Genomic DNA, 24,463 nt, shown 5'->3' on the forward strand with positions numbered 1-24,463 from the left:
GCTTACTCTTTCGTTACCCGCAAAAGTTCCTCGGGCGTCGTCACGCCGGCTTCCAGCCAGCGCTCGCCGTCCTCGCGCATGGTGCGCATGCCGTTCCGCTGCGCGGTAGCCCGGATATCGGCTTCCGAGGCACGGTCGTGGATCTGGGCGCGGATCTGTTCGGTGGTCAGCAAGAGCTCGTACACGCCGACGCGGCCGTGATAACCGGTGTGTCCGCATTTGTCGCAGCCGACTGCGTGCCATTCGCGGCCGTCCTGCCGCTTGCAGTGCGGGCACAATTTGCGCACTAGGCGCTGCGCCACCACGCCGAGCAGCGACGATGACAGAAGGAACGGCTCGATGCCCATGTCGAGCAAACGTGTCACCGCTGCGGCCGAATCGTTGGTATGCAGCGTGGCCAGCACCAAGTGGCCGGTGAGCGATGCCTGCACCGCGATCTGCGCGGTTTCGAGGTCGCGGATCTCGCCGATCATGATCACGTCCGGATCCTGACGCAGAATGGCGCGCAGTGCCTTCGCAAAGGTCATGTCGATGCGCGCGTTGACCTGGGTCTGGCCGATACCGGCCAGCTCATATTCGATCGGGTCTTCCACTGTCAGGATATTGGTGGTCGGCGAATTCAGGCGCGACAGCGCTGCATACAGCGAAGTGGTCTTGCCGGAACCGGTCGGGCCGGTCACCAGCACGATGCCGTGCGGCTGGGAAATCAGGTTGTCGAACTGCTTCTGCACGTCGGCGCTCATGCCGAGGTGGCTCAGGTCGAGCCGCCCGCCTTCCTTGTCGAGCAGACGCAACACGGCGCGCTCGCCATGGCCGGTCGGCAGCGTCGACACCCGCACGTCGACCGGCTTGCCGCCCACGCGCAACGTGATGCGACCGTCCTGGGGCAGGCGTTTCTCGGCGATGTCGAGCTGCGCCATGATCTTGATGCGCGAGATCAGCGAGGCATGGATCGCCTTCTTCGGCCGCACGATGTCGCGCAGCGCGCCGTCGATGCGAAACCGCACCACCGACACCTGCTCGAACGGCTCGATGTGGATATCGGAGGCTTCCTCGCGCAGCGCCTGGGTCAGCAGCGCATTGATCATGCGAATCACCGGAGCGTCGTCGGCCGATTCCAGCAGATCCTCGATGGCCGGCATATCGAGCATCAGCTTGGCAAGGTCGAGGTCGGATTCGACATCCTCCACCACCTGCGCGGCGTCGCCGGCCGAATTGGCATAGGCCTTGGCGATGGCCGCTTCCAAGTCCGCATGCGGCAGCGACTTCAGCTTGACGCGCCCGTAGCGGCGGCTGACTTCGGTGATGGCGGCCGGCGCGGTGGCGTCCGACACCCAGACCTCGACGGCATTGTTGGCGGCCTCGCTGCGGCGCGCCAGCAAGGCGTGGTCGCGCGCGAAGGCATACGGTAACAGTCGGGCGTCGGTCAAGTTGGTGCTCATTGCTATCTACTCTGGTTCTGCTCCGGCGGCGGTGAGGCCGGCGTTGCGGGCACGGTAGCCGGCGGTATGGGTTGGGCCGACTCGTTGCGTGGGGTTAAATTAATCAGGGGTGCACCGGTCGGATGACCGTTTTGCAGCGGAGGCAACATTGGCGCATTAATATTTGGCAATCCAAATGAAGGCTGCGGCTGCCCTGCTGCCTGTACCCCGCGAATATAGTCATAACGATCGCTCACCAGATTGATGCTTTGCTCGCTGGTGCGGATCACGGTCGGGCGCAGGAAAACCATCAAGTTGGTCTTGGTGCGCTTGCGTGACTTGTACTTGAAGAAGTTGCCGACTCCCGGAATATCGCCCAAGCCCGGCACTTTTTCGTCGCTGTCCTGCACTTCGTCACCGATCAGGCCGCCCAGCACAATGATCTGTCCATCGTCGACCAGCACGTTCGATTCGATTGAGCGCTTGTTGGTGATGATGCCTGCAGCGTTAGTGGTGTCGCGGATGCTGGAAGTTTCTTGGTAAATCGCGAGTTTAATCGTGCCGCCTTCCGATACCTGCGGCCGCACGCGCAGCGACAAGCCAACGTCACGCCGCTCGATCGTCTGAAACGGATTCGCGCCGGCGGTGCCGGACGCCTGCGTAGTGAACTGGCCGGTAATGAACGGCACGTTCTGGCCAACAATGATGCGCGCTTCTTCGTTGTCGAGCGTAATCAGGTTCGGGATCGACAAGATGTTGGCATTGGCATCCGATTCCAGTGCATGCGCGAGTGCTCCAAGGCCAATCCGACCATCGATTTGACGGAAGATACCGATGTTTAAGCCATTATTTGGCGGAAGGAAATTGCCGTTCGTAGCATTCTTGGCAATCGTCTGGGCGATCAGGTTATTGCCTCCAGTGGCAAAGGCTGTGCCCCCGCCGACCCGATACGCGCTGGTCGCATCGCCGGACAGACCAAGCCACTGGACGCCAAATTCGGCCGCCTTGTCAGCCGTGACCTCGACGATCAGCGATTCCACATACACTTGCGCGCGCCGCGCGTCGAGCTGGTCGATCACCGTGCGCAAGTTCCGATAGACCGGTTCGCTGGCGGTAATGATGAGCGCATTGGTGGCAGGATCGGCCTGAATGAATCCGCCGGCACCGCCGGTGGGCAGCGCGTTCGGGGTCGGCGTCGATTGCAGGGGCTGTCCACCGCCGAGCTGCGACTGCTGCCCCGAAGAAGACAAGCCGGACTGCTGTTGTTGCGATGCATTCGTTTGGGTGGTGCCTGCTGGCTGGGCGGCGCTCTCAGAGGCCACCACCGCGCGCAAGGTTTGCGCCAGACGTACTGCGTCGGCATTGCGCAGATACACCACGTGCACATTGCCAGGCAGCTCGGTGGGCTGATCCAGTTTTGCAATCAGCGACTTCGCCAGGTTGGCGCGCGCCGCGGAAGGCGCACGGATGATGACGGAATTGGTGCGGCTATCGGCCAGCACCGATACCCGTCCGGCATCCGCTCCCGGCGCACCGCCCGCGGCCTGATCGAGCAAGCGATTGGCGATCGAGGCGATGTCGGTCGCGACTGCATGGCGAATCGGCATCACGTCCAAATCGCCGGCCGCCGGCGAATCGAGCGCCGCAATGATCCTGCCGAGGCGCTTCAGATTATCGGCATAATCGGTGATGACGATGCTGTTGTTGCCCGGATTGGCGTTGATCGTGTTGTTCGGCGAAATCAGCGGACGCAGCACGGGGACAAGATTATTGGCCGATTCGTAATTGAGACGGAAGATTTGTGTGGCGATCTGGTCGCCGCGCACGCTCGTCTGGCTGACCGGGCTTGCCTGCAGCTTGGCGTCCGCTTCCGGCACCACCTTGGTTACTCCATCGCTTTTCACGACGGCAAAACCCTGCAGGCGCAATGACGATGTCAGCATTTCCATTGCCTGCGCCTTGGTGACCGGCTTTTCCGACACAAGATTAATCGTCCCTTTGACGCGCGGGTCGATGATGAAGGTAGTCCGGGTGTAATGACCGATGGCCTTGATCACCGATTCGATATCGGCGCCGACGAAATTGAGTGTCGCTTGGTTGGAAGCGGGGTCTTGCGCCATGGCCGGCGGCATTCCAGTCATCAGGCACAGGATCAGCGCGGCGGCCCCCACGCGGCGCCAGCTCCCCTGCCTCGTCGAACGGTTGCGTCTTTTCGGTATTAATGTTTCTGCTGATTGATTTTTTTTCATTTGAACTCTAGCGCGATAACATACTTGTCGCCTTCTCGTCGGCGTTGTCCCAGCAAATTCAACAGATTTGCCAGCCGTTCTTCCTGCCCTTCTTCCGCTTCTGCCTTGCCAGAAAACTGCAATCGGCCATTGGCCAGCGTGCCGCCGCCACTTAATAACATCGGACCTTTGATCGTCTTCAATGTAAGTTGCGCCTGCGCACCATGCCAGTCCATTATCATTTGGTAGGCGCCCAGTGGTTTGATCGGTGACAGACGCGACGCAATGTCGTCCATTTGCAAGGTCATCGTCCCGTTCACATTTACGATATTGCCTTGTCGCATTACCTGCAACGGCGTCCATAACAGCCGCATTTCCCCCGAGGGGCGTATCGTGTTGAGCGGTGCGCCCAAGCCAGCCAATCTTTCCGCTGGCAAATAAACCGAATCTGCACTCACCAGCCACTGGTACCAGGTTCCCGTTATCTTCAGTGGCTGCGCCAGCGCCGCTTTGTTTTCCAGGTCGAGATCGACCTGCCCCAGCAATACCATCGGCGACAAGCGCCACGAAAAGCGCCCCGGCAACAGGGGGGTGACAGGATCGTTGCCGCTGGGCGCGCCGCCAATGAATGCCGAGCCGCGCCACACGGTACCCTGTGGATCGCCCAAGGTCAGACGGCCACCGGTCTGCTTTTCCAGCAAGGTCGCCATCCAGGCGGCCGGACAAAACGCGATGAAAGTCAGCGCGACAGTGACTATTCCCGCCAGTAACCATATCACGAGACGGCGCACGGGACTTTCCTCACTGTGCCGACTCGCTGCGCTGCTGCCGCAAGGTCAAGGCCGCATTCACGGTGTCGGCCTTGGCTTGCGCTTCCACGTTGGCATCGACCACGGACAGGCGCGCGCTCTTTTGTATTTCGGCAAGCCAGTCGATCAGACTGGAAAACGATGCGCCGTTCAGCTGCACCTTGGCCAAGTCGCCTGTCAGAGCCACGTTTTGCGGCTTCAATCCTCGGCTGTTGAGCGAACTTTCGATGCTTTCCCTAGTGATTGCGGGAGCAGGCGCAGCGGCCTTACTCGCGAGCGCACCGGCTTCTTTCGACAATGACTGCACCTCGGCTGCCTGTTCGCGCAGGGCGGGCAATTTTTTTTCCATGTCCTTGCGGCCGCCAAGCGCAGGGTCGATCAACAGCGCATAGACCAAGCCAAGCACGATCACCACCAAGGCGGCCGCCAGCAAGTTGCGCTCGCGCGGGTTACGCGCAGCCCAGAAACCGGCGAACTTTTCGTTCAGTGCATTCAAGTTCGGATTCATCGGGCGCTCCGGATCTGCCACACGCCGGTATTCGGCTGCGAAATCGATAAATTGCGCGCTGCAAGCGCATTGCGCACTGGTTCAACGGGCACCGAACTGCCGGGCTTGAGTTTGACCGTCAGGCTGCGGTCGTGATACTCGAGCGCCGCAATGGGCGAAGCGCCCGGCGCGACGCTGCGCATCACTTCGCCGAGCGCGGCCGCCAGGGCGATGAAGTCGTCGGGTGCAATCTGGCCGGATTCACGCTGCGCGGCTGTCATCTTTTGCCGCATTTGTGCCAGCGGGTCGACAATGACCTGGTCTTTCGGGAAAGCGCTGCGGTAGGTCTGAATCATGTTGGCGCGCAGCGCCTCGGCTTCCCGCTTCAGGCGCAGCCATTCGATATTCAAGCCAAGAGCGTTAATCACCAGCACGGCAATCGCCAAGGCCAGCGGCCAGCGCCACGGGCGCCAGTTGAATTGCGGGCCGGACGCACCGCCCAGGCCACTCATCAGGTTCAGCGACGTGTCGGCCGCTCCGCTGACCCAGTGCGTCCAGCTGTCAGGAACGAGTTTGATGCGCTCTTCCAGAGCGGGAACGAGGTGCAGCGATTCCTGGTAGTCGCGCAGGCGCGCCTGCGGTACATACAGCGTGAGTGCCGCCTGCGGCACAACTGCCGCCAGCGACTGGATCACGTCGAAGGCAGCCGACTCCGGCTGGTCGGCCATGACCCCCAGGCCGATTCCCTCCTGTTCGGCCAGGCGCACCGCGACTTCGATATCCTCGCCCTGCTCCATCACGGCGGCGCTGACACTGTCGGTCAGGGGCAGGCACAATTGCGACGGCACGGCCACCACGCGCCGCGCACCGAGCGCACGCAGGGTCTTGCTCAGCATTTCCAGCCAGTTGCGCTGCACCACGCCAACCGTACGCAAATCGTGCAGCATGTCGCCGACCACCACCACGCATTCAGCCGGATCGCTCATCAGGCTGTCTTCCACCAGATTGGGCAGTGCCGCCCTGAGCTTGGCAGGCGGCAGCGGTGGAACCTTCACGCGCAACAGCGTCACATCGCTGGCGGCAAGCAACAGCACCACCTGCTGCGCTTTTCCGACCGGCTCGGCCAATTCCGACAATGCGGCCACACCTTCGCGCTCGATGGCACCGCTGCCGGCGGTGTACGCGTACTGGCAGTACAGGGGCATGCCCGGCGACAGGCTATCTGCGGCGGCCTTGGATGGAAGGCGGATGTATAGTGTGCTCAAGGGCGTCTCGTTCTTTCTTGTTATTCGCTAGCTCTCGCGGATCCAGATCACCTGCGTTGTCGGCATGGCGCCGGAACCGCTTCGCTCGATCAGCGCCTGCATCTGCATTCCCGCCCGGTTGAGGCGCACAATCCCATTCACCAGGAAATAATTGGTGCTTACCGCGAGCTGCTGCTTGTCCGCGGCATCGATGGTCTTGCCTTGCAAACGCTGCTCGAAATCAGGCACATCCTTGAACCAGGCGGATTCTCTTGCAGCAACAATCGCCGTTGCCTCGGACAGTGACAGTGTACCAATTCTAGCTGCCAATACCTCCGCAGGCGCGGTATTGACATTGATCTTCGTCGACTGCGGAATTACCACGATAAAGTCTTTAATAGCGGCAAGTGCTTCCGGAGTAAAGTCGGGAACCGCGAGCAAGTCATCGATTTGCAAGATATCGAGCGGTTTTTTCGACGCGGAACTGGAGACCGGCGCCGCCGGCGCTCCCGGCGTGGATCCCGTTGCCGCGGCCGGCGCCGCTGCCGCCTGCGCGGTCGCCATCAAGTCTGCGGCGGCCTGGGCCAGCGAGGGATTCTGGCGGGTCAGCGACAGCAGGCGGGCGAAGGCGGCCACTTCGGTGGGATTGACCTTTCCGTTCTGCGCCAGGTTGGTGAGGTTGAAGCGCGACTGGGCATCGACAACGCCCCCCGATAGCGACGCGTCCGGCACATCGCCGCTTGGGTCCTTGTTTTCCACGTATTCGTCGAGCCGCGTCTCAGCCAGCGGCACGGCCCACGGCTCGCCAAGGTGATCAACGCGCGAATGCCGCGCATCCTCGCGCAGAATCAGGCGGCTCCAGTCCAGCGCGCCGCGCAGGATCCACTGCTTCTGCAATTGCAGGCGCTGGTTTTCGATCGCGCGCACCTGCACCTGCTGCTGCCAGAACAGGCTGGCGACGATGGTGATGGCCAGCGTCGTGAGCAGCAATGCCGTGATGACTGCGACCCCTTGTTGATGCGAATGCCGGCGCGCGTTCATGCCGCCCCCAGCAGGAAAATCTTTGTCATGCCGGTGTTGTGCCCGTTCAGTTGCAAGACAACCTGCAGGCCGACCGGCATCGCGACATTGCCTTGTGCCGTGGGCGCAGGCGGCGTGGTGGTGACGCCGGAGCCAGTGGTATTGCGGAATAACGATTCGATGGTCATCTGCGCGACATCGGACTGCAGCAGAACGCCGGGTACGGCATTGGTTTCGTCGAGCGCCGCCTGCCACATCGAATCGAGTTCCGTCAGGTCGCGCGTGGCGGGCGACTCGTACCGGCTCAGCTTGCCTTCGCGTAAGCGATAGATGACAACCTGCACGCGCGATGGCTGGTTTTCCGCATACACTGTGCGCACCATCGTGACGCGCTGGGGGCCGGTCAGCAGCGTGGCATGCCCCGCAATGGTCGACGGCTGGACGATGTGCGCCGAATCGCTTTGCATCTGCGCAAATGCAAGCTGGATGCCGCGCGTCTGCTCCAGGTCCTGCGTCAGCGCCACGCGGGCGCGGACAATGGTGTCGAGCCCGCGCCAGCCGAGCACCGCGACAATTGCCATGACGGTAATCGCCACCAGCAGCTCGACCAGGGTAAAGCCCTTGCTCTTGCGGCTAGCCATTGGACACCACCTGCGACAGCTTGATGATGCGGCGCTCCGGATTCTGCGCATCGAACACGCTGACTTCAACGCGCCGGAAAAACGGGTTGGGCGTCGACAGTACTTCCTCTTCGCACACCAGCTGCAGCTCGTCCTGCGGACAGGCGAAAGAACGCTTGCCGAAGGCCGGGAATTCGCGCGCCAGGCGGATTTGCGCCAGGCGATTTTCGGCCGACCAGGTCGCCATCATTGATGCGCGCAGCGCGCTGCTGTTTTGCGTCAGGCTGCCGACGGCGCGCAGGCTCGCGCCCAGCGCGGTGCCGACGATCACCAGCGCGACCAACACTTCCAGCAGGGTAAAGCCGGTGGCGTGGCGTGGGAGGCGGTTTGGTCGCATGTCACTCCACCGTAAAGTGCCCGATGCCGTCGGCGTGGATCGCCACGCTCGCGCCATCGGTGGACATGGTCAGTACGAACGGCTTGTCGACCGGCTCGCGTCCGAACACGACGCGCAACGGGTTGGACGACCCGGCGCCGGCCGGCGATATCGAGAGCGCCACCGGTGCGCGCTTGAAGTCCCGTTCACGCAGTAGATCATCCTGCGGCAGCGGCGACCATGCATTGTCGTCGCGGATCAGAAAACGGTAGCGCTCCGGGCCGGCTTCGAACGCGACCGGGCGATTGCGCACGATCGCCTCGTCGCGCGCCAGCTGCATGAGCAGGGCGACGCGTTGCGCATCGTCTTGCAGCGCGCGCTGCGGGTTCGGGAGCGCGGTCAGGGTCACGACGCCGAGCATGATGCCGGCGATGACCAGCACGACCAGCAGCTCAAGCAAGGTGAAGCCGCGCGCTGCCATGCGGCGCGCGGCGCGATGGGCGGGACGATGCAAGGAAGTGCTTACAGTTCCCACGACCCGATATCGGCATCGACGCCGGTGCCACCCGGCTGGCCGTCGGCGCCGTACGAAAACACGTCAACCTCGCCTTTGACGCCCGGCGACAGGTATTGGTAGGAATTGCCCCACGGGTCCTTGGGCAGCTTGTCGACATAGCCGCCGCTTTTCCAGCCGTTGGCGGCCGGGCCGGAGGTCGGCTTGGCGATCAGCGCCTGCAGGCCCTGCTCCGTGGTCGGATAGCGCTGGTTATCGAGCTTGTACAGCTTGAGCGCCTGCATCAGTGTCGCGATATCCTGCTTGGCGGCAGTAATGCGGGCGTCATCGGTACGTCCCATCAGCTTGGGGACGACGAGCGCGGCCAGAATCCCCATGATCACCACGACCACCATGATTTCAATCAGCGTGAAACCGCGGCTGACATGGCGCGAAAGCGCGTTGCGGGAACGAAGAACCAGGTTATTACGCATAAAAATTACTTCTTTTGAAAGAATAAAGAAAACACAAGTATAAATCGCAATGCATGTCAGGAATGCATTTGCATTATCAGGAACATTACTTCCGGAAAAGCCACCCCAATGGGCGACGATTTGGGAGAAATCTTGTCATTCATGACATAAAATGACAAAAACCGTCAGGATAAAAGACAAAAGCTGTTTGGTTTTCCTGTCAGACCAGCAATGGGTGCTGGAAAATGCCACGCCGGAGGCTGGCATGCTGCTTGCGATACGGAATATCTATGACTGTGGGCAGCGCAAATAGTTTGCCCATAATCGCCAGGAATCGCGATTTTTGCTGCCCTGCGACACAACACCGGGCTCCCGTTCCAACGTGGAGCGGCGGTGCCCGTCCCCAGTCGCCGCTCCGACTGTCGCGTGTCCGGCTACTGCGGCTCAAGCCGGACAGGCGCTTCTTTTCATTCCGCTTCGGCGAGCCGCTCCGCAACGCTGTAGTAACGGGCGATTACCCGCCTTGCCCGACACTGCCCAACAATGATCGTCCTGCCCATTTGACAATCGAGGAGACAATCATGGCTGCAAAAAATATTCTGATGCTGGTCGGCGACTTTGGCGAGGATTACGAAATCATGGTGCCGTTCCAGGCGCTGCAGGCAGTCGGACATCAGGTGCATGCGGTATGCCCCGGCAAGAAGGCGGGCGACTACGTCATGACGGCGATCCACGACTTCGAGGGTCATCAGACTTACAGCGAGAAGCCGGGCCACCGCTTTGCGCTCACCCACGACTTCGACGCGGTGCAGCCGGCGAGCTATGACGCGCTGCTGGTGCCCGGCGGACGTGCCCCGGAATACCTGCGCCTGAACCCGAAGGTGCTGGAGGTCGTGCAGCACTTCGGCAAGGCCGGAAAACCGATCGCCGCCATTTGCCATGGCGCCCAAATCCTTGCCGCAGCCGGCGTCCTCGAGGGCAAGCGCTGCTCCGCCTATCCGGCGTGCCGTCCGGAGGTAGAGCAAGCCGGCGCGCACTTTGCCGAAATCGAAGTGAATGCGGCGGTAACGGACGGCAATCTCGTCACCGCCCCGGCGTGGCCCGCCCATCCGGCGTGGATCGCCCAATTCCTGAGCCTGCTGGGAACCCGGCTCACGCTTTAACGCGCCGCAGATGGGGATGCTCAAAACGGATTATGATTTGCGCATCCCCTTCGTTTTCAGGAGCGATCATGTGCGAACTGTTCGTCAAGGCCGATCCCGCGCTCTATGAATGCCGGGCGCGCTCGATCCGCCTGCATGGCGCGGTCACCTCGATCCGGCTCGAAAACCTGTTCTGGGGCGTGCTGGAAGAAATCGCATCGCGCGACGGCATGACCACCAACCGCCTTATCACCAAGCTGTACGATGAGCTGATTGCCTACCGGGGCGAAATCGACAACTTCACGTCGTTCCTGCGCGTGTGCTGCCTGCGCTATCTGTCGCTGATGGTCGACGGCGCAATTTCAGCCGATCAGAGCGTTCCGCTCGCGCAGGCGCATTTGCCCCTCATGCATGGAACAAACATGCCGCTGATGCAGTCTCGATAACACGTATTGCCACCAATACTGTCCGTCAAGGAGACTGCCTTATGTTGCACCACGCCACTTCCGGAGAACTGATCGACGTTCGCCCGCTCGCAGACAAATTGCCCCAATCGATATCGACCGCATTACTGAGAACGGACAATCTGGAAGTGATGCGACTCGTTTTACCTGCGGACAAGTCGATGCCGGAACATCATGTGCCGGGTGAAATTACGCTGCTATGCCTGGAAGGAACAGTTGAACTGCAGGCACATGACAAGACGCAGGTTCTGCAACAGGGGCAGATGATCTATCTTATCGGAAACGTACCTTACGCTCTGCGCGCACTCGAGGACTCCTCGGTGCTGATGACGATGCTGCGCAAGCCGGAATGATGTTCGCACTCGCCGTCACCCTGCCTGCGCCATGGAAAATGAATGATGCGAAAGGTAGTGAGGCGACGCGCCCGGAATCAGGCTCGCTCGTCGCGCGGGTCGCGCGATAAAAGACTCTCCACCATGTCGCGCGGTGAGCCGCCGTCGAACAGCACTGCCGCGACGGCATTTGCAATCGGCATTTCGACCTGATGTTGGGCCGCCAGCGCACGCACTGCCCGCGCACAACGCACACCCTCGGCGACATGGCCGAGTTCCGTCACGATGGCGTCGAGCTTCTTGCCCTGCGCCAAACCGAGCCCCACCTGGCGATTGCGCGACAAGTCGCCAGTGCACGTCAGGATCAGATCGCCGATCCCAGCCAGCCCCATGAAGGTTTCCGCGCGCCCGCCAAGCGCAATGCCAAGCCGGGTGATTTCGGCCAGCCCGCGCGTAATCAGCGCGGCGCGCGCATTGAGCCCGAGCCCCAAGCCATCGACGACGCCGGTGGCGATGGCGAGGATGTTCTTGACTGCGCCGCCGACCTCCACGCCGACCAGGTCATCGGTCGAATAGACACGCATGCCGTGCCCATGCACTGCGCCCACGACCAGCTCGCGCAGCGCCGGCGAATCGGACGCAATCGTCAAGGCGCACGGCAGGCCGCGCGCCACTTCCTGTGCGAAGGATGGGCCCGACAAGGCGCCGAGCGCCACTTCCGTACCCAGCATGTCGCGCGCAACCTGATGCGGCAGCAGGCGCGTCTGTTCTTCGAAACCCTTGCACAGCCAGACCAGATTGGGGATTGGATGCGCCTGCAATCGCTGCGTCAGCGGGCGCAACCCGGCGACCGCCGACGCGACGATCAAGAGTGCCTCGGGATTGCCCGCCACATGCGCCACTGCCTCGTCAAATCCGGAGGTGACCTGCAAGCTGTCGGGCAAGGCGAACCCGGGCAGGTAAGCTGCGTTCTCGCGCGTTGTCGCTGCCGAACGCATCGCCTGCTCATCGCGCCCCCACAGCAAGACCTGGTGCCGGTCCGCCAGCGCAATGGCGAGCGCCGTGCCCCAGGCGCCCGCGCCTAATATCGAGATCTTTACCGGGTGTGCTGCTTTTGACGCTTGCATGAGTCGCTTACCTCTGTCGACCTCTGTTGTGTTCGAATCCGGCGAACAGGCGTGACGCCTCATTCGCCCCAGACGTCGGATGCCCGCGCGAAGCCGACTTGGCCGTCGCGATGGCGCACCTTGACCCAGCCGGAAGCGATCGGCTCGACCAGTTCCAGCAGCACGCCCTTGTCGGCGGTGAAAACCAGCGGCGCGGCCTCATCGGCCGAGGCGCGGACTCGGGCGTTTGCCACCCTGACAACCAGGTGGCGCCGCGGCGTCAGGCGCCGGGCTTCGATCCAGGCCATGTCGCCCGCGGCGTCACGCACCTTGTTCCATTCACCATAGGTCAGCACCACTTCGACCGGCATGCCGCGCGGCGCGACATACAACTTGCGTCCCTTGGCCGACGGTGCGTCGTACATCACCGCCGGCGCTGCGCCGACCGACTTGAACTCAATGGCGGCCGCTGCACTGGCAACGGCAGACATCGACATGGCAAAAGCCACCAGACGTACAAATTTCATCGATTCACTCCCTCGGCATGTCCCGGTACGCACGGTCGCCTTGCGGCGCGTGTCTTGTCCTTGCACCGAAATGCCGTTTGGAAATTAATGCTTCGCGGGCGTGCCGTCCGACATGACGATGCCGGAGTTAGGAGTGCCGCTCTGTTGCTGCTGCTCTGCCAGTGCTTGCAGGCGCTGCTGGTAGAACGCTTCGAAATTGATCTCGGACAGGTGCACCGGCGGAAAACCAGCGCGCGTGATGATGTCAGCAATATTAGCGCGCAGGTACGGATAGACGATGTTCGGGCAACCGATGCCGAGCAGCGGGTCGAGCTGTTCAGCCGGGATGTTGGCAGCTTCGAAAATGCCGGCCTGCTTGCCTTCAACCAGGAATGCAACCTTGTCCTTGGCCTTGGCAGTGACGGTGATGGTCACGGTCGATTCGAAGACGGTCGGAGCCAGCGCTTCGACGCCGACGTCGACCTGCACTTCAATGTTCGGCGCTTCCTGCTCCAGGAATACGGCCGGGGAATTCGGCTGTTCGAGCGACAAGTCTTTCAGATAAATCCGCTGGATCTGGAACACAGGTTGTTGATTTTGGTCAGCCATGACACGCTTTCGAAGAAAATAAGAAGGAAAAGGGACGGCGCACGCCGTCCCCCGGTTGTTGAACTGCCAAGTCTACGCGCCTTGCAGCAGCGGGTCCAGCTTGCCGGCTCGATCCAGCGCAGAGAGGTCGTCGAATCCGCCGACGTGGGTGTCGCCGATATAAATCTGCGGGACAGTGCGGCGGCCGGTCTTTTCCATCATTTCGGCGCGCTGCTCCGGCTGCAGGTCGACCCGGATTTTCTCGATATTCTCGACACCTTTGGACTTCAGCAGGCGCTCGGCCATGATGCAATACGGGCAGACGGCGGTGCTGTACATGAGAACGCGTGCGGTCATGTCACTGATTCCTTACTTAACTAACGGCAAGCTCTGTGCCTGCCAGGCGGCGACGCCGCCATCCAGGCTGACGGCTTCGGCGAATCCGGCTTGCTTCAGTTGCGATACGGCCTTGGCAGACGTCACGCCGCGCTGGCACACGACGATGGCCGTCTTGGACTTGAACTTGTCGAGTTCGCCAATTCGGTTGCTCAGCTCCTTGAGCGGGATGTTGCGCGCATCGCGCAGATGTCCGGCGGCAAAGTCGCCCGGCTCACGGACATCGACCACGACGGCCTTGCCCTGATTGATCAGCTGCGTCGCCTGCAGCAGGGATACCCGGTCGCCGCGGCGCTGCAGATTCGGCCATGCCAGCGCGCCGCCCGATACCAGCGCCAGCGCGACGAGCCAAATGTTATCAATGAGAAATTTCACGGTACCTCAATAGTGTTAAACAATCGCGACATTATAAAATAGAAGCCAATTCGGATCCCGAATCCCCTTTCACTCACTTTCCATCATCACCATGTACAAAATCGTTTTCATGCGCCACGGCGAATCCACCTGGAATCTGGACAACCGCTTTACCGGCTGGACCGACGTCGACCTGACCGAAAAAGGCATCGCCGAAGCCCGCCAGGCCGGCAAGATCCTCAAGGAAGCCGGCTTCACCTTCGACCTGGCCTACACGTCGGTGTTGAAGCGCGCCATCCGCACGCTGTGGCTGACGCTGGACGAGATGGACCTGATGTGGATTCCGGTCGAGCACGACTGGCGCCTCAACGAGCGCCACTACGGCGCGCTGCAAGGCTTGAACAAGGCTGAAACCGCCGCCAAGTACGGCGACGAACAAGTTCTCGTCTGGCGCCGCAGCTACGACACGCCGCCCATGCCGCTGGAGCCGAACGACCCGCGCACGTCCTACAATGACCCGCGCTACGCGCAGCTGAAGAAGGAACAGATTCCGCTGACCGAGTGCCTGAAAGACACCGTGGCGCGCGTGATGCCGGCCTGGGATGAAGAAATCGCGCCGGCCATCCGCGCCGGCAAGCAGATCCTCATTTCCGCCCACGGCAACAGCCTGCGCGCGCTGATCAAGAGCCTGGACGGCATCAGCGACGCCGACATCGTCGGTCTGAACATCCCGAACGGCCAGCCGCTGGTGTACGAACTGGATGCGGACCTGAAGCCGATCAAGAGCTACTATTTGGGCGATCAGGAAGCAATCGCAGCGGCTATGAAGGCCGTCGCCAGCCAGGGCAAGTCCAAATAAGCAGCCCCATTTCACACTCCATCGGACCGGGCATCAGGGAATTTCGATTGTCTAAGCATCGCATGCGTACCACGTGGAGATTCCTTGCCACGCTCGGCATCACGGCAGTCATGGCGGGCAGCTTCCTGCCCGCCCATGCCGGAAAAGTCACCGACCGTACCCGGCAAAAGCGCGCCGCCGAAGCCGAGCGCGCCGAATTGCAGCAAAAGCTCGACTCGCTCAAGCGCGAGATCACGCGCACCGAGTCGGCCAAGAGCGACGCCGCCGATGCGCTGGCGCACTCGGAAGCCGCCATCTCGCAAGCCAATCGTGCGCTGCGCGACCTGGCCGACGAGCAGAGCGGAATCGAAACCAAGATTACCCAGTTGTCGCAAGAGCAGGAACGGCTGGCGAAATCGATCGAGGCGCAGAAGAAGCAGCTCGCCACGCTGCTGCGCGAGCACTACGTGGCAGGCAACGAGGATCGCATCAAACTACTGCTGTCGGGCGACAACCCGAACCGGATCAACCGCGACCTGCAGTACATGGGCTATGTGTCCCAGGCGCAGGCCAAACTGATCGCCACGCTGCGCGCCAACATGGCGGCGATCGAAAACAACAAGAGCGCAACCCAGGAAGCGAAGGACGAGCTGGACGAAGTCGCGCAGGAACAGCGCGAGCAGAAAGCCCAGCTCGAGCAGGAAAAGGCGCGCCGCGCCGCGCTTCTGTCCCAGCTATCGAACAAGCTGGCCGCCCAGCGCAAGCAGGCCGGCCATATCGAACGCGACGAGCAGCGCCTGGGCGGGCTGGTCGACCGCCTGTCCAAATTAATCGAAGAACAACGCAAGACCGAGGCGGCGCTCCTGGAGAAGCGCCGCCAGGAACAACTGGCGCATGCCGCAGCAAGAAACAGTGCCGCCGCGGCGTCCAAAATGAGCTCCGTCAAGGCGAAGGCCCGCAATCCTGATGCAATAGACGATGACGAGCCGCCGCCGAAATTGTTGGGACGAAATGAACTCACGCCCGATGCCGGCGTCCAAGATCGGGTATTCGGGCGAGCCTTCGGTGCACTGCGCGGACAGCTGCGATTGCCGGTCAAGGGTGACCTGCTGGCGAAATATGGCAGCAAGCGCGGCGACGGGCCCAGCTGGAAGGGCTTGTTCATCCGCACGGCAGAAGGTGCGGACGTCAAGGCCGTCGCCGGTGGCAGGGTGGTCTTCGCGGACTGGCTGCGCGGCTTTGGCAATCTGATCATTATTGACCATGGAAGCGAGTACCTGACCATTTATGGCAATAACCAGGCGGTCCTGAAACATGCTGGCGATCTTGTCAAAACCGGCGACATCATTGCCAGTGCCGGCAACAGCGGCGGCAACGAACAATCGGGTTTATACTTTGAAATGCGGCATCAGGGCCGCGCATTTGATCCTCTTGAATGGATTTCTAGGTGACACATGAGCAGTAAATTGAAGAACTTTGGCCTTATCGGGCTGGGCGTCATCGCGGGCATCGCGGGATCGATGCAATTCGAAGCCAGCGCGCAAAAGACGACGACGCCCCTGCCGCTGGAAGAGCTGCGGCAGCTGGCCGACGTGTTCGGCCTGATCAAGTCCGACTACGTCGAGTCTGTCGAAGACAAGAAGCTGCTCACCGAAGCCATCTCGGGCATGGTCGCCTCGCTCGACCCGCACTCCGCCTATCTGGACAAGAAGGCGTTCAAGGAACTGCGCGAAGGCACGCAGGGCAAGTTCGTCGGCCTGGGCATCGAGGTCGGGATGGAAGACGGCTATGTGAAGGTGATCTCCCCGATCGAGGACTCGCCCGCATTCAAGGCCGGCCTGAAAGCCGGTGACCTGATCACGCGCCTGGACAACACCCCGATCAAGGGCATGACGCTCGACGAGGCCGTCAAGCGCATGCGCGGCGAACCCAATACCAAGATCACGCTGACCATCGCCCGCAAGGACGAGGACAGGCCGGTCATCGTCACCATCGTGCGCCAGGAAATCCGGGTGCAGAGCGTGAAGTCGAAAGTGGTCGAACCGGGCTACGCCTGGGTGCGCATCGCGCAGTTCCAGGAGCCGACCGTGGACGATCTGGTGAAGAAGATCAACGCGATCTACGCGCAGGAACCGAACCTCAAGGGTCTGGTGCTCGACCTGCGCAATGACCCGGGCGGTGTACTGCCCGGCGCGATCGGCGTATCGGCCGCCTTCCTGCCGAAGGACGTGCCGGTGGTATCGACCAACGGCCAGTTGCCGGACTCGAAGGCGACGTTCTATGCGCGCCGCGAGTTCTACACCTCGTCGCGCGCCGCTCTGTCCGATCCGCTGACGAAGCTGCCGGAAGCGGTAAAGAAGGTGCCGATGGTCGTGCTGGTCAACACCGGATCGGCCTCTGCTTCCGAAATCGTGGCCGGCGCACTGCAGGATTACAAGCGCGCCACCATCATGGGAACGCAAACCTTCGGCAAGGGTTCGGTGCAGACCATCCGCCAGCTTACGGCCGACACCGCCGTCAAGCTGACCACGGCGCGCTACTACACGCCGAACGGCCGCTCGATCCAGGCCAAGGGCATCGTGCCTGACCTGCTGGTTGACGAAACCGCCGACGGGGACGGCCTGAACGGGCTGCGACTGCGCGAAGCCGACCTGACGCACCACCTGATGAACGACAAGGACAAGGCCAAGGACGACGCGGCGCACGCCAAGCTGGTCGACGAACTGGAAGAGGAACAGCGCCTGGCGGCACTCGAGAAAAAGCGCAAGCCGCTCGAATTCGGCGGCAAGGAAGACTTCCAGCTGGCGCAGGCGCTCAATCAGTTGAAGGGCTTGCCGGTACAGCTCTCGAAATCGGCCAAGATCGAGAGCAAGAAGGAAGAAACCATCAACGACAAGAAGAACGGGAATGGCAACGGACACGGCGAGAAGAAATAACCGTTATCCATGACAGAAAAGGCCGCAATGCGGCCTTTTCTTTTTTGGTACTGGAAAGTGCTACATTAGCACCCCTTTGTGCGCAACACGAAATCCCTCATGAACGACAACCAGCTCCTGCGCTATTCGCGTCATATCCTGCTCGACGAAATCGGCATCGAGGGTCAGGAAAAACTGCTGGCGGCGCATGCGCTGGTGATCGGCGCCGGCGGCCTCGGATCCCCGGCGGCGTACTACCTCGCCTCGGCCGGCATCGGCAAGATTACCCTGGTCGACAACGACAGCGTGGACCTCACGAACCTGCAGCGCCAGATCCTGCACACCACCGAGCGCGTCGGCCAGCCCAAGGCTCAGTCGGGCAAGCAGACTCTGGAGAGAATCAATCCCGACATCGAGATCGCCGCGCTGGCCGAGCGCGCGGAAGGCGAACGTCTGGCTGAACTGGTCGGTCAGGCGAGCGTGGTACTCGACTGCAGCGACAACTTTGCGACGCGCCACGCGGTCAACAAGGCCTGCGTCGAACGCGGCGTGCCACTGGTGTCGGGCGCGGCGATTCGCTTCGATGGCCAGATATCGGTATTTGATTCGCGCCGCCCGGATACACCTTGCTACGCCTGCCTTTTCCCGCCGGATCAGGAATTCGAGGAAGTCTTGTGCTCGACCATGGGCGTGTTCGCGCCGTTGGTCGGCATCATCGGCACGATGCAGGCGGCGGAAGCGCTGAAAGTGGTTGCCGGCATCGGCGAGACGCTCGCCGGCCGCCTGTTGCTGCTGGACGCACGCCACATGGAATGGACCAGCATCCGGGTGGCGCGCAATGCGAGCTGCCCGGTGTGCGGAACTAGTCATCCTGCCTGATCAGGCTATCGCGCGCGCAAACGTTATCCGCGTCGCCGGCTCCCTCTAGCTCCGGCCGCGAGCGCTGGCCATGCTGGTCCGACGCCGCATCGAGCATGGCGCTGAATTTCTTATATGCATTGAAGTGGTATTGCTCGACCATGGTCGACTGCATCATGCGGTTCGTCTGTGCGTCGCGCAGAGCTGCATCATCGCCCTCCTGCACCGTCACGTCCTGCTTGTCCGACGCCGTTCCGGAGGACGATGCGGCAAACTGAGCCGTTCCCGCACGGACCGGGCCGGCGCGCCCGCCGCAACTGGCAATCGCGCATATCACAAACGCGATACCCGATGCCTGGATGGCGCGCGTTAAACAAGGCATTATCATTTGAAGTCTCCCCTCGCATGATTATTTGCGAACCCGCCACGCCCCCTTTGGCTTGTATCAACCGCATTACAGTTGTCCGCCAAAGCCTTATCCCTGCTCAAGCGCGCTTGTCCTGCGGGTAGCCGGCACTGCAACGCGACCATGTCGCGCTCCAGCGCTATCGATGTCCCGGTGCTACAATCGCCCGGCAAGCTCATTGCCCTTCAGCAACTTTCATTTCCTTCATGTCCCCCGCCGATCTCGCGAAGCTGGTCTTTCTTTCCGCCATTTGGGGTGGCTCGTTCATCTTCCTGCGGGTTGCCGTACCGGAAGTGGGACCTCTGCTGACCGCGATGCTGCGCACATCCCTGGCCGGCGTTGCCTTGATGCTGTTTGCCACCGCGACCGGCGTGACGATGAACTGGCGCGCGAATCTCAAACCGTTTGCCGTAGTCGGGCTGTTTGCCGGCGTCTTGCCGTTCACCTGCTTTTCATTCGCGGCGCTGCATCTGCCGGCGGCGTATTCGGCCGTGTTGAATGCGACAGCGCCGCTGTTCGGCGCGGTGTTTTCGGCGCTGTGGCTGGCCGAGCGCCTGACGGCGCGCAAGATCGCCGGCCTGCTGCTGGGCGTGGCGGGAGTGGCGATACTGGTTGGCGCCGGCACGCTGGCGGCGACACCGGCGACACTGATCTCGATTGCCGCCTGCCTGCTGGCGGCGGCAAGCTATGCGGTATCGAGCATCATCGTCAAAAAGACCGGCATGCCCGGCGGCATCCATCCCATCGCCATGGCCACCGGATCGCTCGTGCTGGGCGGGTTGATGATGCTGCCGACGGCGCCCTTTGCACTGCCGAAGGCCATGCCGTCGCTGCTGGCGCTGGGATGCATTACCGGTCTTTCCCTGTTGTCGTCCGGGCTGGCGCAGGCATTATTCATTCCGCTGATCGTGAAGGTGGGGCCGACGAGGGCGATGTGCGTGTCGTTTCTGATCCCCTTGTTCAGCATGCTGTGGGGAGCATTCTTCCTGCATGAGGCGGTGCGTGCCGGGACACTGGTTGGCGGCGCCGTCGTGCTGCTCGCGATGGCGCTTGTGCTGCCGGCCGCGCACAGTGCGCCAGCCAAGGCGATTGCCGGGGAATAGGCGATCAGCCTACCAGCCTCGCCCGCAAGGCGCCGCGCAAGGCATTGCACAGCACGATTTTTTCAGCCTGCCGCAGGTCATCCGGCGTGAGGCGCCGTTCCCGCGCATTCCATGCCGGATCGGCCAGCATGGCCGCGCGCATCACGCCGGGCAACAAGCCGGCGGAAAGTGGCGGCGTGTACCAGCGGCCGTCGAGCTTGACGAAGACATTGCTGCGCCCGCCTTCGGTCAATTCGCCGTCGCGATTCTGAAACAGCATGTCGAATGCGCCCTGCGCTTCCGCCGCGCGCCAGGAGACATCGTAGCGTTCGCGCACGGTGGTCTTGTGGCGCAGGAAGAGATCGTTCGCGGCGACAGCCTCGGTCGCGAGCAGCACGCGCACCGGTTCGCGCAAAGGCGCAAGCGGCGCGCTCTGCAAGTCGCAGCCGCCGTCGCGCCGCAATGCAAGCCGCAGCCGATGCGGCGCGTCCGGCGGCAGCGCATCGCACACCTGGCGCAAGACAGCGCGCAGGCTCGATGCATCGCATTTAAATCCGAAATATTGCGCCGACGCAGACAGGCGCTTCAGATGCAAATCCAGATGGCGGCAGCCGCCTTCGCGCGTGGCGTACATCGTTTCCAGCAGCTCGAATTCATTCGGCAAGCCGGTCAGGAACGCCGCCTTCAGCGCGCACTCGGCGAATTCCTCCGCCGCCACGCTGTCATGCACGATGCCCGCGCCCACGCCCATTTCTCCCTTGCGCACGCCATCGATGACGTCCGCCTGCAGGCAGAGTGTGCGAATCGGCACCGACAGGCAGAAGTCGCCAACGCCACTTGCACCGTGCGCGCCGGGCGCATCAAACCAGCCGATGGCGCCGGTATAGACGCCACGCGCATCGGGCTCCAGTTCACGGATGATTTGCATGGTGCGCCGCTTGGGCGCGCCGGTGATCGAGCCGCACGGGTAGAGCGCACCGAATATGTCGTGCAGCGTCACGTCGTCGCGCAGGCGCGCTTCGATGGTGGACGTCATTTGCAGCACGCCGCTGAAGCGTTCGACGTTGAACAGCTGCGGCACCCGCACCGATCCGACATCGGCCACGCGCCCCAGATCGTTGCGCAGCAGGTCGACGATCATCAGGTTCTCCGCCCGGTTTTTCGGATCGGCCGCGAGCGCCGCGGCGCGTTCCCTGTCCTGCCGCGCGTCGCCCGTGGCGGCTGCGGTTCCCTTCATCGGGCGCGCCATCAGCGTGCCTTGCGCATGCTGCATGAACAATTCGGGCGACAGCGACAAGATGGCGCGCCCGTCCGGCAGCATGATGAATGCGCCATACGGCACCGGCTGCCGCTGGCGCAGGCGCCGATACAGCGCATGCGGCGCACCGAACGCATCGAAGCGCAGGCGATACGTATAGTTGATCTGGTAGGTGTCGCCGGCTTCGATGTAGGCATGAATTCGCGCAATCGCAGCGGCGAACTCCTGCTCTGCTACGCTGGCCGACACGCCGGCAATGCCTGCGGGCCGGCCGTCGCACGGCCGCTGCGCCAGCCAATTCTCGACCTGCGCCGACGACAGCCGCTCGCAGCGCTCGAACAGCAGCACCTGCGCCAATGGCCCGCCTTCTTCGCGCGGTGCAATCGCATGCAGTGCGGCGCCCAGTTCGTAGGAAAACACGCCCACCGCATGCAAGCCCTGTTGCAATGCGCCTTGCATCGCATCGAGCATGGCCGGCAGGCCGGCAGCATCCTCGCAGGCCAGCGTACCGGCATAGCCCGTGTACAGGCGCGAGCGCGGATCGGCATCGCCGGCCCGGCAGTCGTCAAGCAGCGCAACGCAATCGGTGGCGGGATTGAAAGGAGGATTCAAGGCAGTACAGGCAGCGAGAATGCGTCGGCGCTCAGACGCCGCGCCGAAACGCGTATTGTAATGCCAAGCCGGACACCGGTTTAGCTACCCTTCTTTGCAAGATAAATACCCCACAGCAGCAGCGCGGCCCCCAGCATCTGGATTGGCCCGATCGCTTCGCCGAAAATCAGCCAGGCAGCGACGGCGGCGGTCAGCGGCTGGATCAGCAGGCTGACCGACGACAGCGACGCCGGCAGGTGCGCCAGCGCATAGGCGATCACCGTTTGGCCGCCGATCTGCGCCACCAGCGCCAGCGCCAGCAGCGGCAGCCAGCCGGCGTGCTGCGCAGGCCAGAAGCCGCCCGGCGCTACCAGCGCAAACGGCAGCAGCGCCAGTCCGGTAATGGTCGTGCTCCAGGCCATCAGGCGCGCGGTGGAATACTGGCTGCGCGCCTCCTTGATCACCAGCTGGTAGGCTGCATAGAACACGGCGCTGCCCAGCCCTAGCGTGTCACCCAGCAGCTTATCGCTGCCGCCGTGCCCGCCCGCCGCCGCATTCGGTCCCACGAGCATCACCGCGCCGACCAGCGCGACCACCATGCCGACGACGAAGACGCGCGCAAAGCGCATGCGATGGGCGAACCACATCCATAGCGCGATGAAGATCGGCGCGAAGTTCGACAGCAGCGTGGCGTTCGCCACGGTGGTGTAATGCAGCGACAGGTGCCACACGCCCATGTCGCCGGCGAAGTACATGCCGGCCAGGACCAGCGCCATGCTGAAGTCGGTGCGCTTGCCGCCCTTTTCATCCTGAGTGCGCACGGCGCAAGCCCATGCCCACAGGGCCGGTGCGGCCAGCGCCATGCGCCAGAACGCCGACGCCAAGGGATTGACGTCCGACAAGCGCATGAAAATGCCGGCGAAACCGATCGCGACGCCGCCCAGCAGAAGTGCGGCGAAGGCGAAGACGGGAAAGGGCTGACGGGAAGAGGTGTCCATGCAGGCGGTCAAGCGCAGTTGCAAAGACGCAGAGTGTACTGAGGTTTTGATTTCCACGCTTTACGCGCGGCGCAACAGCGATATTCGAGCCCGTGCGGCGCACCAGCGCCACATGGGCCCGGGCTCAAGCCAGCAGCAGCGCGATCTGCGCCTGCGCATTCTCCGAAGGGTTTTGCCTGAAGCCGCTCTTGGCGAAGCGATGCCAGCGCCCCAGCACCAGGCTGGCGATCATGTTGGCGCGCGCGGCGACTTCGCCTTCCTGCGCCGCGCCCTGTGTGACGGCGATGCGCAGCGCCTGCTTCAGCGCCAGCTCGACGCGCTCGATGAACTGGTTCATGCGCAGCTGCAGGCGTTCGTCCTCGTTGACCAGCGCGTCGCCGATCAGCACCCGGGTCATGCCGGGATTGCGTTCGGCGAAATTGAGCAGCATGCCGGCAATCGCCTGCACCTGCGCCAGGCCGTTTTCCTGCTGCTCGCTGATCTGGTTGATCAAGCTAAACACGGTGGATTCAATGAATTCGATCAGGCCTTCGAACATCTGCGCCTTGCTGGCGAAGTGTCGGTACAGCGCCGCCTCCGATACTTCGAGTTTGGCGGCCAGCGCCGCGGTGGTGATTTTTTCTCCCTTGGGATGCTCCAGCATTGCTGCCAGTGCCTGAAGAATCTGGAGCTTGCGTTCGCCCGGTTTTGTGGTTGCCATGATGTTCAGGTGATGTGATTAACGCAGTCGATGCAATTGGGTCGGCAGTTCCGTGACCGATTGTACTTTGACATCGACGTAATTGGGCCGCTTGGTAAATGCCGGCAGCGGACGGTTGCCCGCCAGCTGACGCAGGTTGGGACTGGTTGCCAGGTACTGCGTGATCCAGACAGTGCGCATGCCGATCGCCTTGGCGGCCTTGAGCGCGTCGACACTATCCTCCACCAATACACAACGGCTAGGAGCGACGCGTTCTTTAGCCACCAGCTTGCGCAGCAGGTGCCGAGACGGCTTCGGGCGCAGCTGCCGATGCACGCGCATCGCCTCGATCGGAATGTGCTTGGCGAAATGCCGGTGCAGCCCGAGGTGGCGCATCACGTCGTGCGAATAGCGGCGCGGCGCATTGGTCAGCAGGATCTTGCGCCCGGGGAGGCGTCTGAGCAACTGGCCGAGGCCGCGCTCGGCGCGGATCATGGAAGTCAGGTCATCGAAGCGGTGCGCCTCGCGCAGGAAGTCCTCCATCTTCACCTGGTGATGCCTGACCATGCCCAGCAAGGTCGCGCCGTAACGCTTCCAGTACGCCAGGCGCGCGGCATTGACGGTGTCAGGATCGGCTGGGGTGTCGCCGTCGCCGAGCACCTTCGCGATGAAGGCGTTCATGTTCGCATTAATGGCCGGGAAAATCGCATGCGATGCGTCATGCAGCGTGTTATCGAGGTCGAACAACCAAATCGGCTTGGGCATCTGCTAGAGTTGTT

General features: G+C 62.4%; 29 protein-coding genes. 9 read left to right on the forward strand and 20 right to left on the reverse strand.

Translation table 11 applies throughout. The features are described from left to right. Positions 1 to 2: 2 nt before the first annotated feature. From gspE to gspG, 10 genes are read right to left on the reverse strand one after another with little or no spacing between them, the layout of a single operon-like run. On the reverse strand, positions 3 to 1,442 hold the full coding sequence (gspE, locus tag TSA66_RS22430) for a type II secretion system ATPase GspE (protein ID WP_040041595.1): 1,440 nt from the start codon (positions 1,440 to 1,442) through the stop codon (positions 3 to 5). A gap of 2 nt (positions 1,443 to 1,444) precedes the next feature. Continuing rightward, positions 1,445 to 3,670, reverse strand: coding sequence for a type II secretion system secretin GspD (gene gspD / locus TSA66_RS22435; RefSeq protein WP_052452531.1), 2,226 nt, complete (start codon positions 3,668 to 3,670; stop codon positions 1,445 to 1,447). Next, a complete protein-coding gene (locus TSA66_RS22440) occupies positions 3,667 to 4,440 on the reverse strand; it encodes a type II secretion system protein N (protein ID WP_040041596.1) in 774 nt (257 codons plus the stop codon). Before TSA66_RS22440 ends, gspD begins: the two co-directional genes overlap by 4 nt. A 10-nt stretch (positions 4,441 to 4,450) precedes the next feature. Further along, positions 4,451 to 4,966 (reverse strand): type II secretion system protein GspM, encoded by a 516-nt coding sequence (gene gspM, locus TSA66_RS22445; RefSeq protein ID WP_040041597.1) that lies wholly within the window; start codon positions 4,964 to 4,966, stop codon positions 4,451 to 4,453. Next, on the reverse strand, positions 4,963 to 6,210 hold the full coding sequence (gene gspL, locus TSA66_RS22450) for a type II secretion system protein GspL (RefSeq protein WP_040041598.1): 1,248 nt from the start codon (positions 6,208 to 6,210) through the stop codon (positions 4,963 to 4,965). Before gspL ends, gspM begins: the two co-directional genes overlap by 4 nt. 27 nt (positions 6,211 to 6,237) lie before the next feature. After that, positions 6,238 to 7,230: a type II secretion system minor pseudopilin GspK gene (gspK, locus tag TSA66_RS22455; protein WP_040041599.1), complete on the reverse strand. Its 993-nt coding sequence runs from the start codon at positions 7,228 to 7,230 to the stop codon at positions 6,238 to 6,240. Then, positions 7,227 to 7,850 (reverse strand): PulJ/GspJ family protein, encoded by a 624-nt coding sequence (locus tag TSA66_RS22460; protein WP_040041600.1) that lies wholly within the window; start codon positions 7,848 to 7,850, stop codon positions 7,227 to 7,229. The genes gspK and TSA66_RS22460 overlap by 4 nt, the downstream gene beginning before the upstream one ends. After that, on the reverse strand, positions 7,843 to 8,226 hold the full coding sequence (gspI, locus tag TSA66_RS22465) for a type II secretion system minor pseudopilin GspI (protein ID WP_040041601.1): 384 nt from the start codon (positions 8,224 to 8,226) through the stop codon (positions 7,843 to 7,845). The genes TSA66_RS22460 and gspI overlap by 8 nt, the downstream gene beginning before the upstream one ends. Position 8,227: 1 nt before the next feature. Continuing rightward, entirely contained in the window at positions 8,228 to 8,686 is a 459-nt protein-coding gene (locus tag TSA66_RS22470) for a GspH/FimT family pseudopilin (RefSeq protein ID WP_040041602.1), read from the reverse strand. Between the two features lie 41 nt (positions 8,687 to 8,727). After that, positions 8,728 to 9,192 (reverse strand): type II secretion system major pseudopilin GspG, encoded by a 465-nt coding sequence (gene gspG, locus TSA66_RS22475; protein WP_052452533.1) that lies wholly within the window; start codon positions 9,190 to 9,192, stop codon positions 8,728 to 8,730. Between the two features lie 151 nt (positions 9,193 to 9,343). Here gspG and TSA66_RS27180 point away from each other — a divergent pair, with 151 nt between their 5' ends. The 4 genes from TSA66_RS27180 to TSA66_RS22490 all read left to right on the forward strand — a co-directional run bounded on the left by TSA66_RS27180 (position 9,344) and on the right by TSA66_RS22490 (position 11,130). Next, a complete protein-coding gene (locus TSA66_RS27180) occupies positions 9,344 to 9,484 on the forward strand; it encodes a hypothetical protein (RefSeq protein WP_157691755.1) in 141 nt (46 codons plus the stop codon). A gap of 268 nt (positions 9,485 to 9,752) precedes the next feature. After that, entirely contained in the window at positions 9,753 to 10,334 is a 582-nt protein-coding gene (locus TSA66_RS22480) for a DJ-1/PfpI family protein (RefSeq protein WP_040041603.1), read from the forward strand. A gap of 68 nt (positions 10,335 to 10,402) precedes the next feature. Next, positions 10,403 to 10,759: a ribbon-helix-helix domain-containing protein gene (locus tag TSA66_RS22485; protein ID WP_052452534.1), complete on the forward strand. Its 357-nt coding sequence runs from the start codon at positions 10,403 to 10,405 to the stop codon at positions 10,757 to 10,759. A 41-nt stretch (positions 10,760 to 10,800) separates the two neighbouring features. Further along, positions 10,801 to 11,130: a cupin domain-containing protein gene (locus TSA66_RS22490; protein ID WP_040041604.1), complete on the forward strand. Its 330-nt coding sequence runs from the start codon at positions 10,801 to 10,803 to the stop codon at positions 11,128 to 11,130. Between the two features lie 77 nt (positions 11,131 to 11,207). Here TSA66_RS22490 and TSA66_RS22495 read toward each other — a convergent pair whose 3' ends face one another. From TSA66_RS22495 to TSA66_RS22515, 5 genes are all read right to left on the reverse strand, one after another. After that, the gene (locus TSA66_RS22495) at positions 11,208 to 12,236 is read right to left on the reverse strand and encodes an NAD(P)H-dependent glycerol-3-phosphate dehydrogenase (RefSeq protein WP_040041605.1); all 1,029 of its coding nucleotides are present in this window, start codon (positions 12,234 to 12,236) and stop codon (positions 11,208 to 11,210) included. A 59-nt stretch (positions 12,237 to 12,295) separates the two neighbouring features. Then, a complete protein-coding gene (locus TSA66_RS22500) occupies positions 12,296 to 12,742 on the reverse strand; it encodes an SH3 domain-containing protein (protein ID WP_040041606.1) in 447 nt (148 codons plus the stop codon). An 84-nt stretch (positions 12,743 to 12,826) separates the two neighbouring features. Continuing rightward, entirely contained in the window at positions 12,827 to 13,330 is a 504-nt protein-coding gene (gene secB / locus TSA66_RS22505) for a protein-export chaperone SecB (protein WP_040041607.1), read from the reverse strand. A gap of 72 nt (positions 13,331 to 13,402) precedes the next feature. Continuing rightward, a complete protein-coding gene (gene grxC / locus TSA66_RS22510) occupies positions 13,403 to 13,666 on the reverse strand; it encodes a glutaredoxin 3 (protein ID WP_040041608.1) in 264 nt (87 codons plus the stop codon). A 12-nt stretch (positions 13,667 to 13,678) separates the two neighbouring features. Beyond that, positions 13,679 to 14,080 (reverse strand): rhodanese-like domain-containing protein, encoded by a 402-nt coding sequence (locus TSA66_RS22515; RefSeq protein ID WP_040041609.1) that lies wholly within the window; start codon positions 14,078 to 14,080, stop codon positions 13,679 to 13,681. Positions 14,081 to 14,171: 91 nt separating this feature from the next. On the opposite strand from TSA66_RS22515, the gene gpmA reads away from it, so the two are divergent. The 4 genes from gpmA (at position 14,172) to TSA66_RS22535 (ending at position 18,691) form a co-directional block, all read left to right on the forward strand. Then, a complete protein-coding gene (gpmA, locus tag TSA66_RS22520; RefSeq protein ID WP_040041610.1) occupies positions 14,172 to 14,918 on the forward strand; it encodes a 2,3-diphosphoglycerate-dependent phosphoglycerate mutase in 747 nt (248 codons plus the stop codon). Between the two features lie 110 nt (positions 14,919 to 15,028). Beyond that, positions 15,029 to 16,348 (forward strand): murein hydrolase activator EnvC family protein, encoded by a 1,320-nt coding sequence (locus TSA66_RS22525; RefSeq protein ID WP_232429591.1) that lies wholly within the window; start codon positions 15,029 to 15,031, stop codon positions 16,346 to 16,348. Between the two features lie 3 nt (positions 16,349 to 16,351). Continuing rightward, complete coding sequence (locus tag TSA66_RS22530; RefSeq protein ID WP_040041612.1) at positions 16,352 to 17,833, forward strand: S41 family peptidase; 1,482 nt, start codon at positions 16,352 to 16,354, stop codon at positions 17,831 to 17,833. Between the two features lie 99 nt (positions 17,834 to 17,932). Further along, a complete protein-coding gene (locus TSA66_RS22535) occupies positions 17,933 to 18,691 on the forward strand; it encodes a HesA/MoeB/ThiF family protein (RefSeq protein ID WP_040041613.1) in 759 nt (252 codons plus the stop codon). Here TSA66_RS22535 and TSA66_RS22540 read toward each other — a convergent pair. Further along, the gene (locus TSA66_RS22540; protein ID WP_040041614.1) at positions 18,675 to 19,058 is read right to left on the reverse strand and encodes a hypothetical protein; all 384 of its coding nucleotides are present in this window, start codon (positions 19,056 to 19,058) and stop codon (positions 18,675 to 18,677) included. The two genes, TSA66_RS22535 and TSA66_RS22540, sit on opposite strands and share 17 nt — an antisense overlap. Positions 19,059 to 19,282: 224 nt before the next feature. Here TSA66_RS22540 and TSA66_RS22545 point away from each other — a divergent pair, with 224 nt between their 5' ends. After that, positions 19,283 to 20,179: a DMT family transporter gene (locus TSA66_RS22545; protein WP_040041615.1), complete on the forward strand. Its 897-nt coding sequence runs from the start codon at positions 19,283 to 19,285 to the stop codon at positions 20,177 to 20,179. 4 nt (positions 20,180 to 20,183) lie between these two features. On the opposite strand, the gene pabB is transcribed toward TSA66_RS22545, so the two are convergent. From pabB to TSA66_RS22565, 4 genes are all read right to left on the reverse strand, one after another. Beyond that, positions 20,184 to 22,028, reverse strand: a complete 1,845-nt coding sequence (gene pabB, locus TSA66_RS22550; RefSeq protein WP_040041616.1) for an aminodeoxychorismate synthase component I — start codon at positions 22,026 to 22,028, stop codon at positions 20,184 to 20,186. 80 nt (positions 22,029 to 22,108) lie between these two features. Further along, a complete protein-coding gene (locus tag TSA66_RS22555; protein WP_040042895.1) occupies positions 22,109 to 23,005 on the reverse strand; it encodes a DMT family transporter in 897 nt (298 codons plus the stop codon). 124 nt (positions 23,006 to 23,129) lie between these two features. Then, positions 23,130 to 23,705 carry a nucleoid occlusion factor SlmA gene (gene slmA, locus TSA66_RS22560; protein ID WP_040041617.1) on the reverse strand — a complete coding sequence of 192 codons (576 nt, stop codon included), beginning with the start codon at positions 23,703 to 23,705 and terminating at the stop codon, positions 23,130 to 23,132. 18 nt (positions 23,706 to 23,723) lie between these two features. Next, the gene (locus tag TSA66_RS22565; protein WP_040041618.1) at positions 23,724 to 24,449 is read right to left on the reverse strand and encodes a pyrimidine 5'-nucleotidase; all 726 of its coding nucleotides are present in this window, start codon (positions 24,447 to 24,449) and stop codon (positions 23,724 to 23,726) included. Positions 24,450 to 24,463: the final 14 nt, after the last annotated feature.

It is taken from the genome of Noviherbaspirillum autotrophicum (genome assembly GCF_000818395.1).
Classification (GTDB): domain Bacteria; phylum Pseudomonadota; class Gammaproteobacteria; order Burkholderiales; family Burkholderiaceae_D; genus Noviherbaspirillum; species Noviherbaspirillum autotrophicum.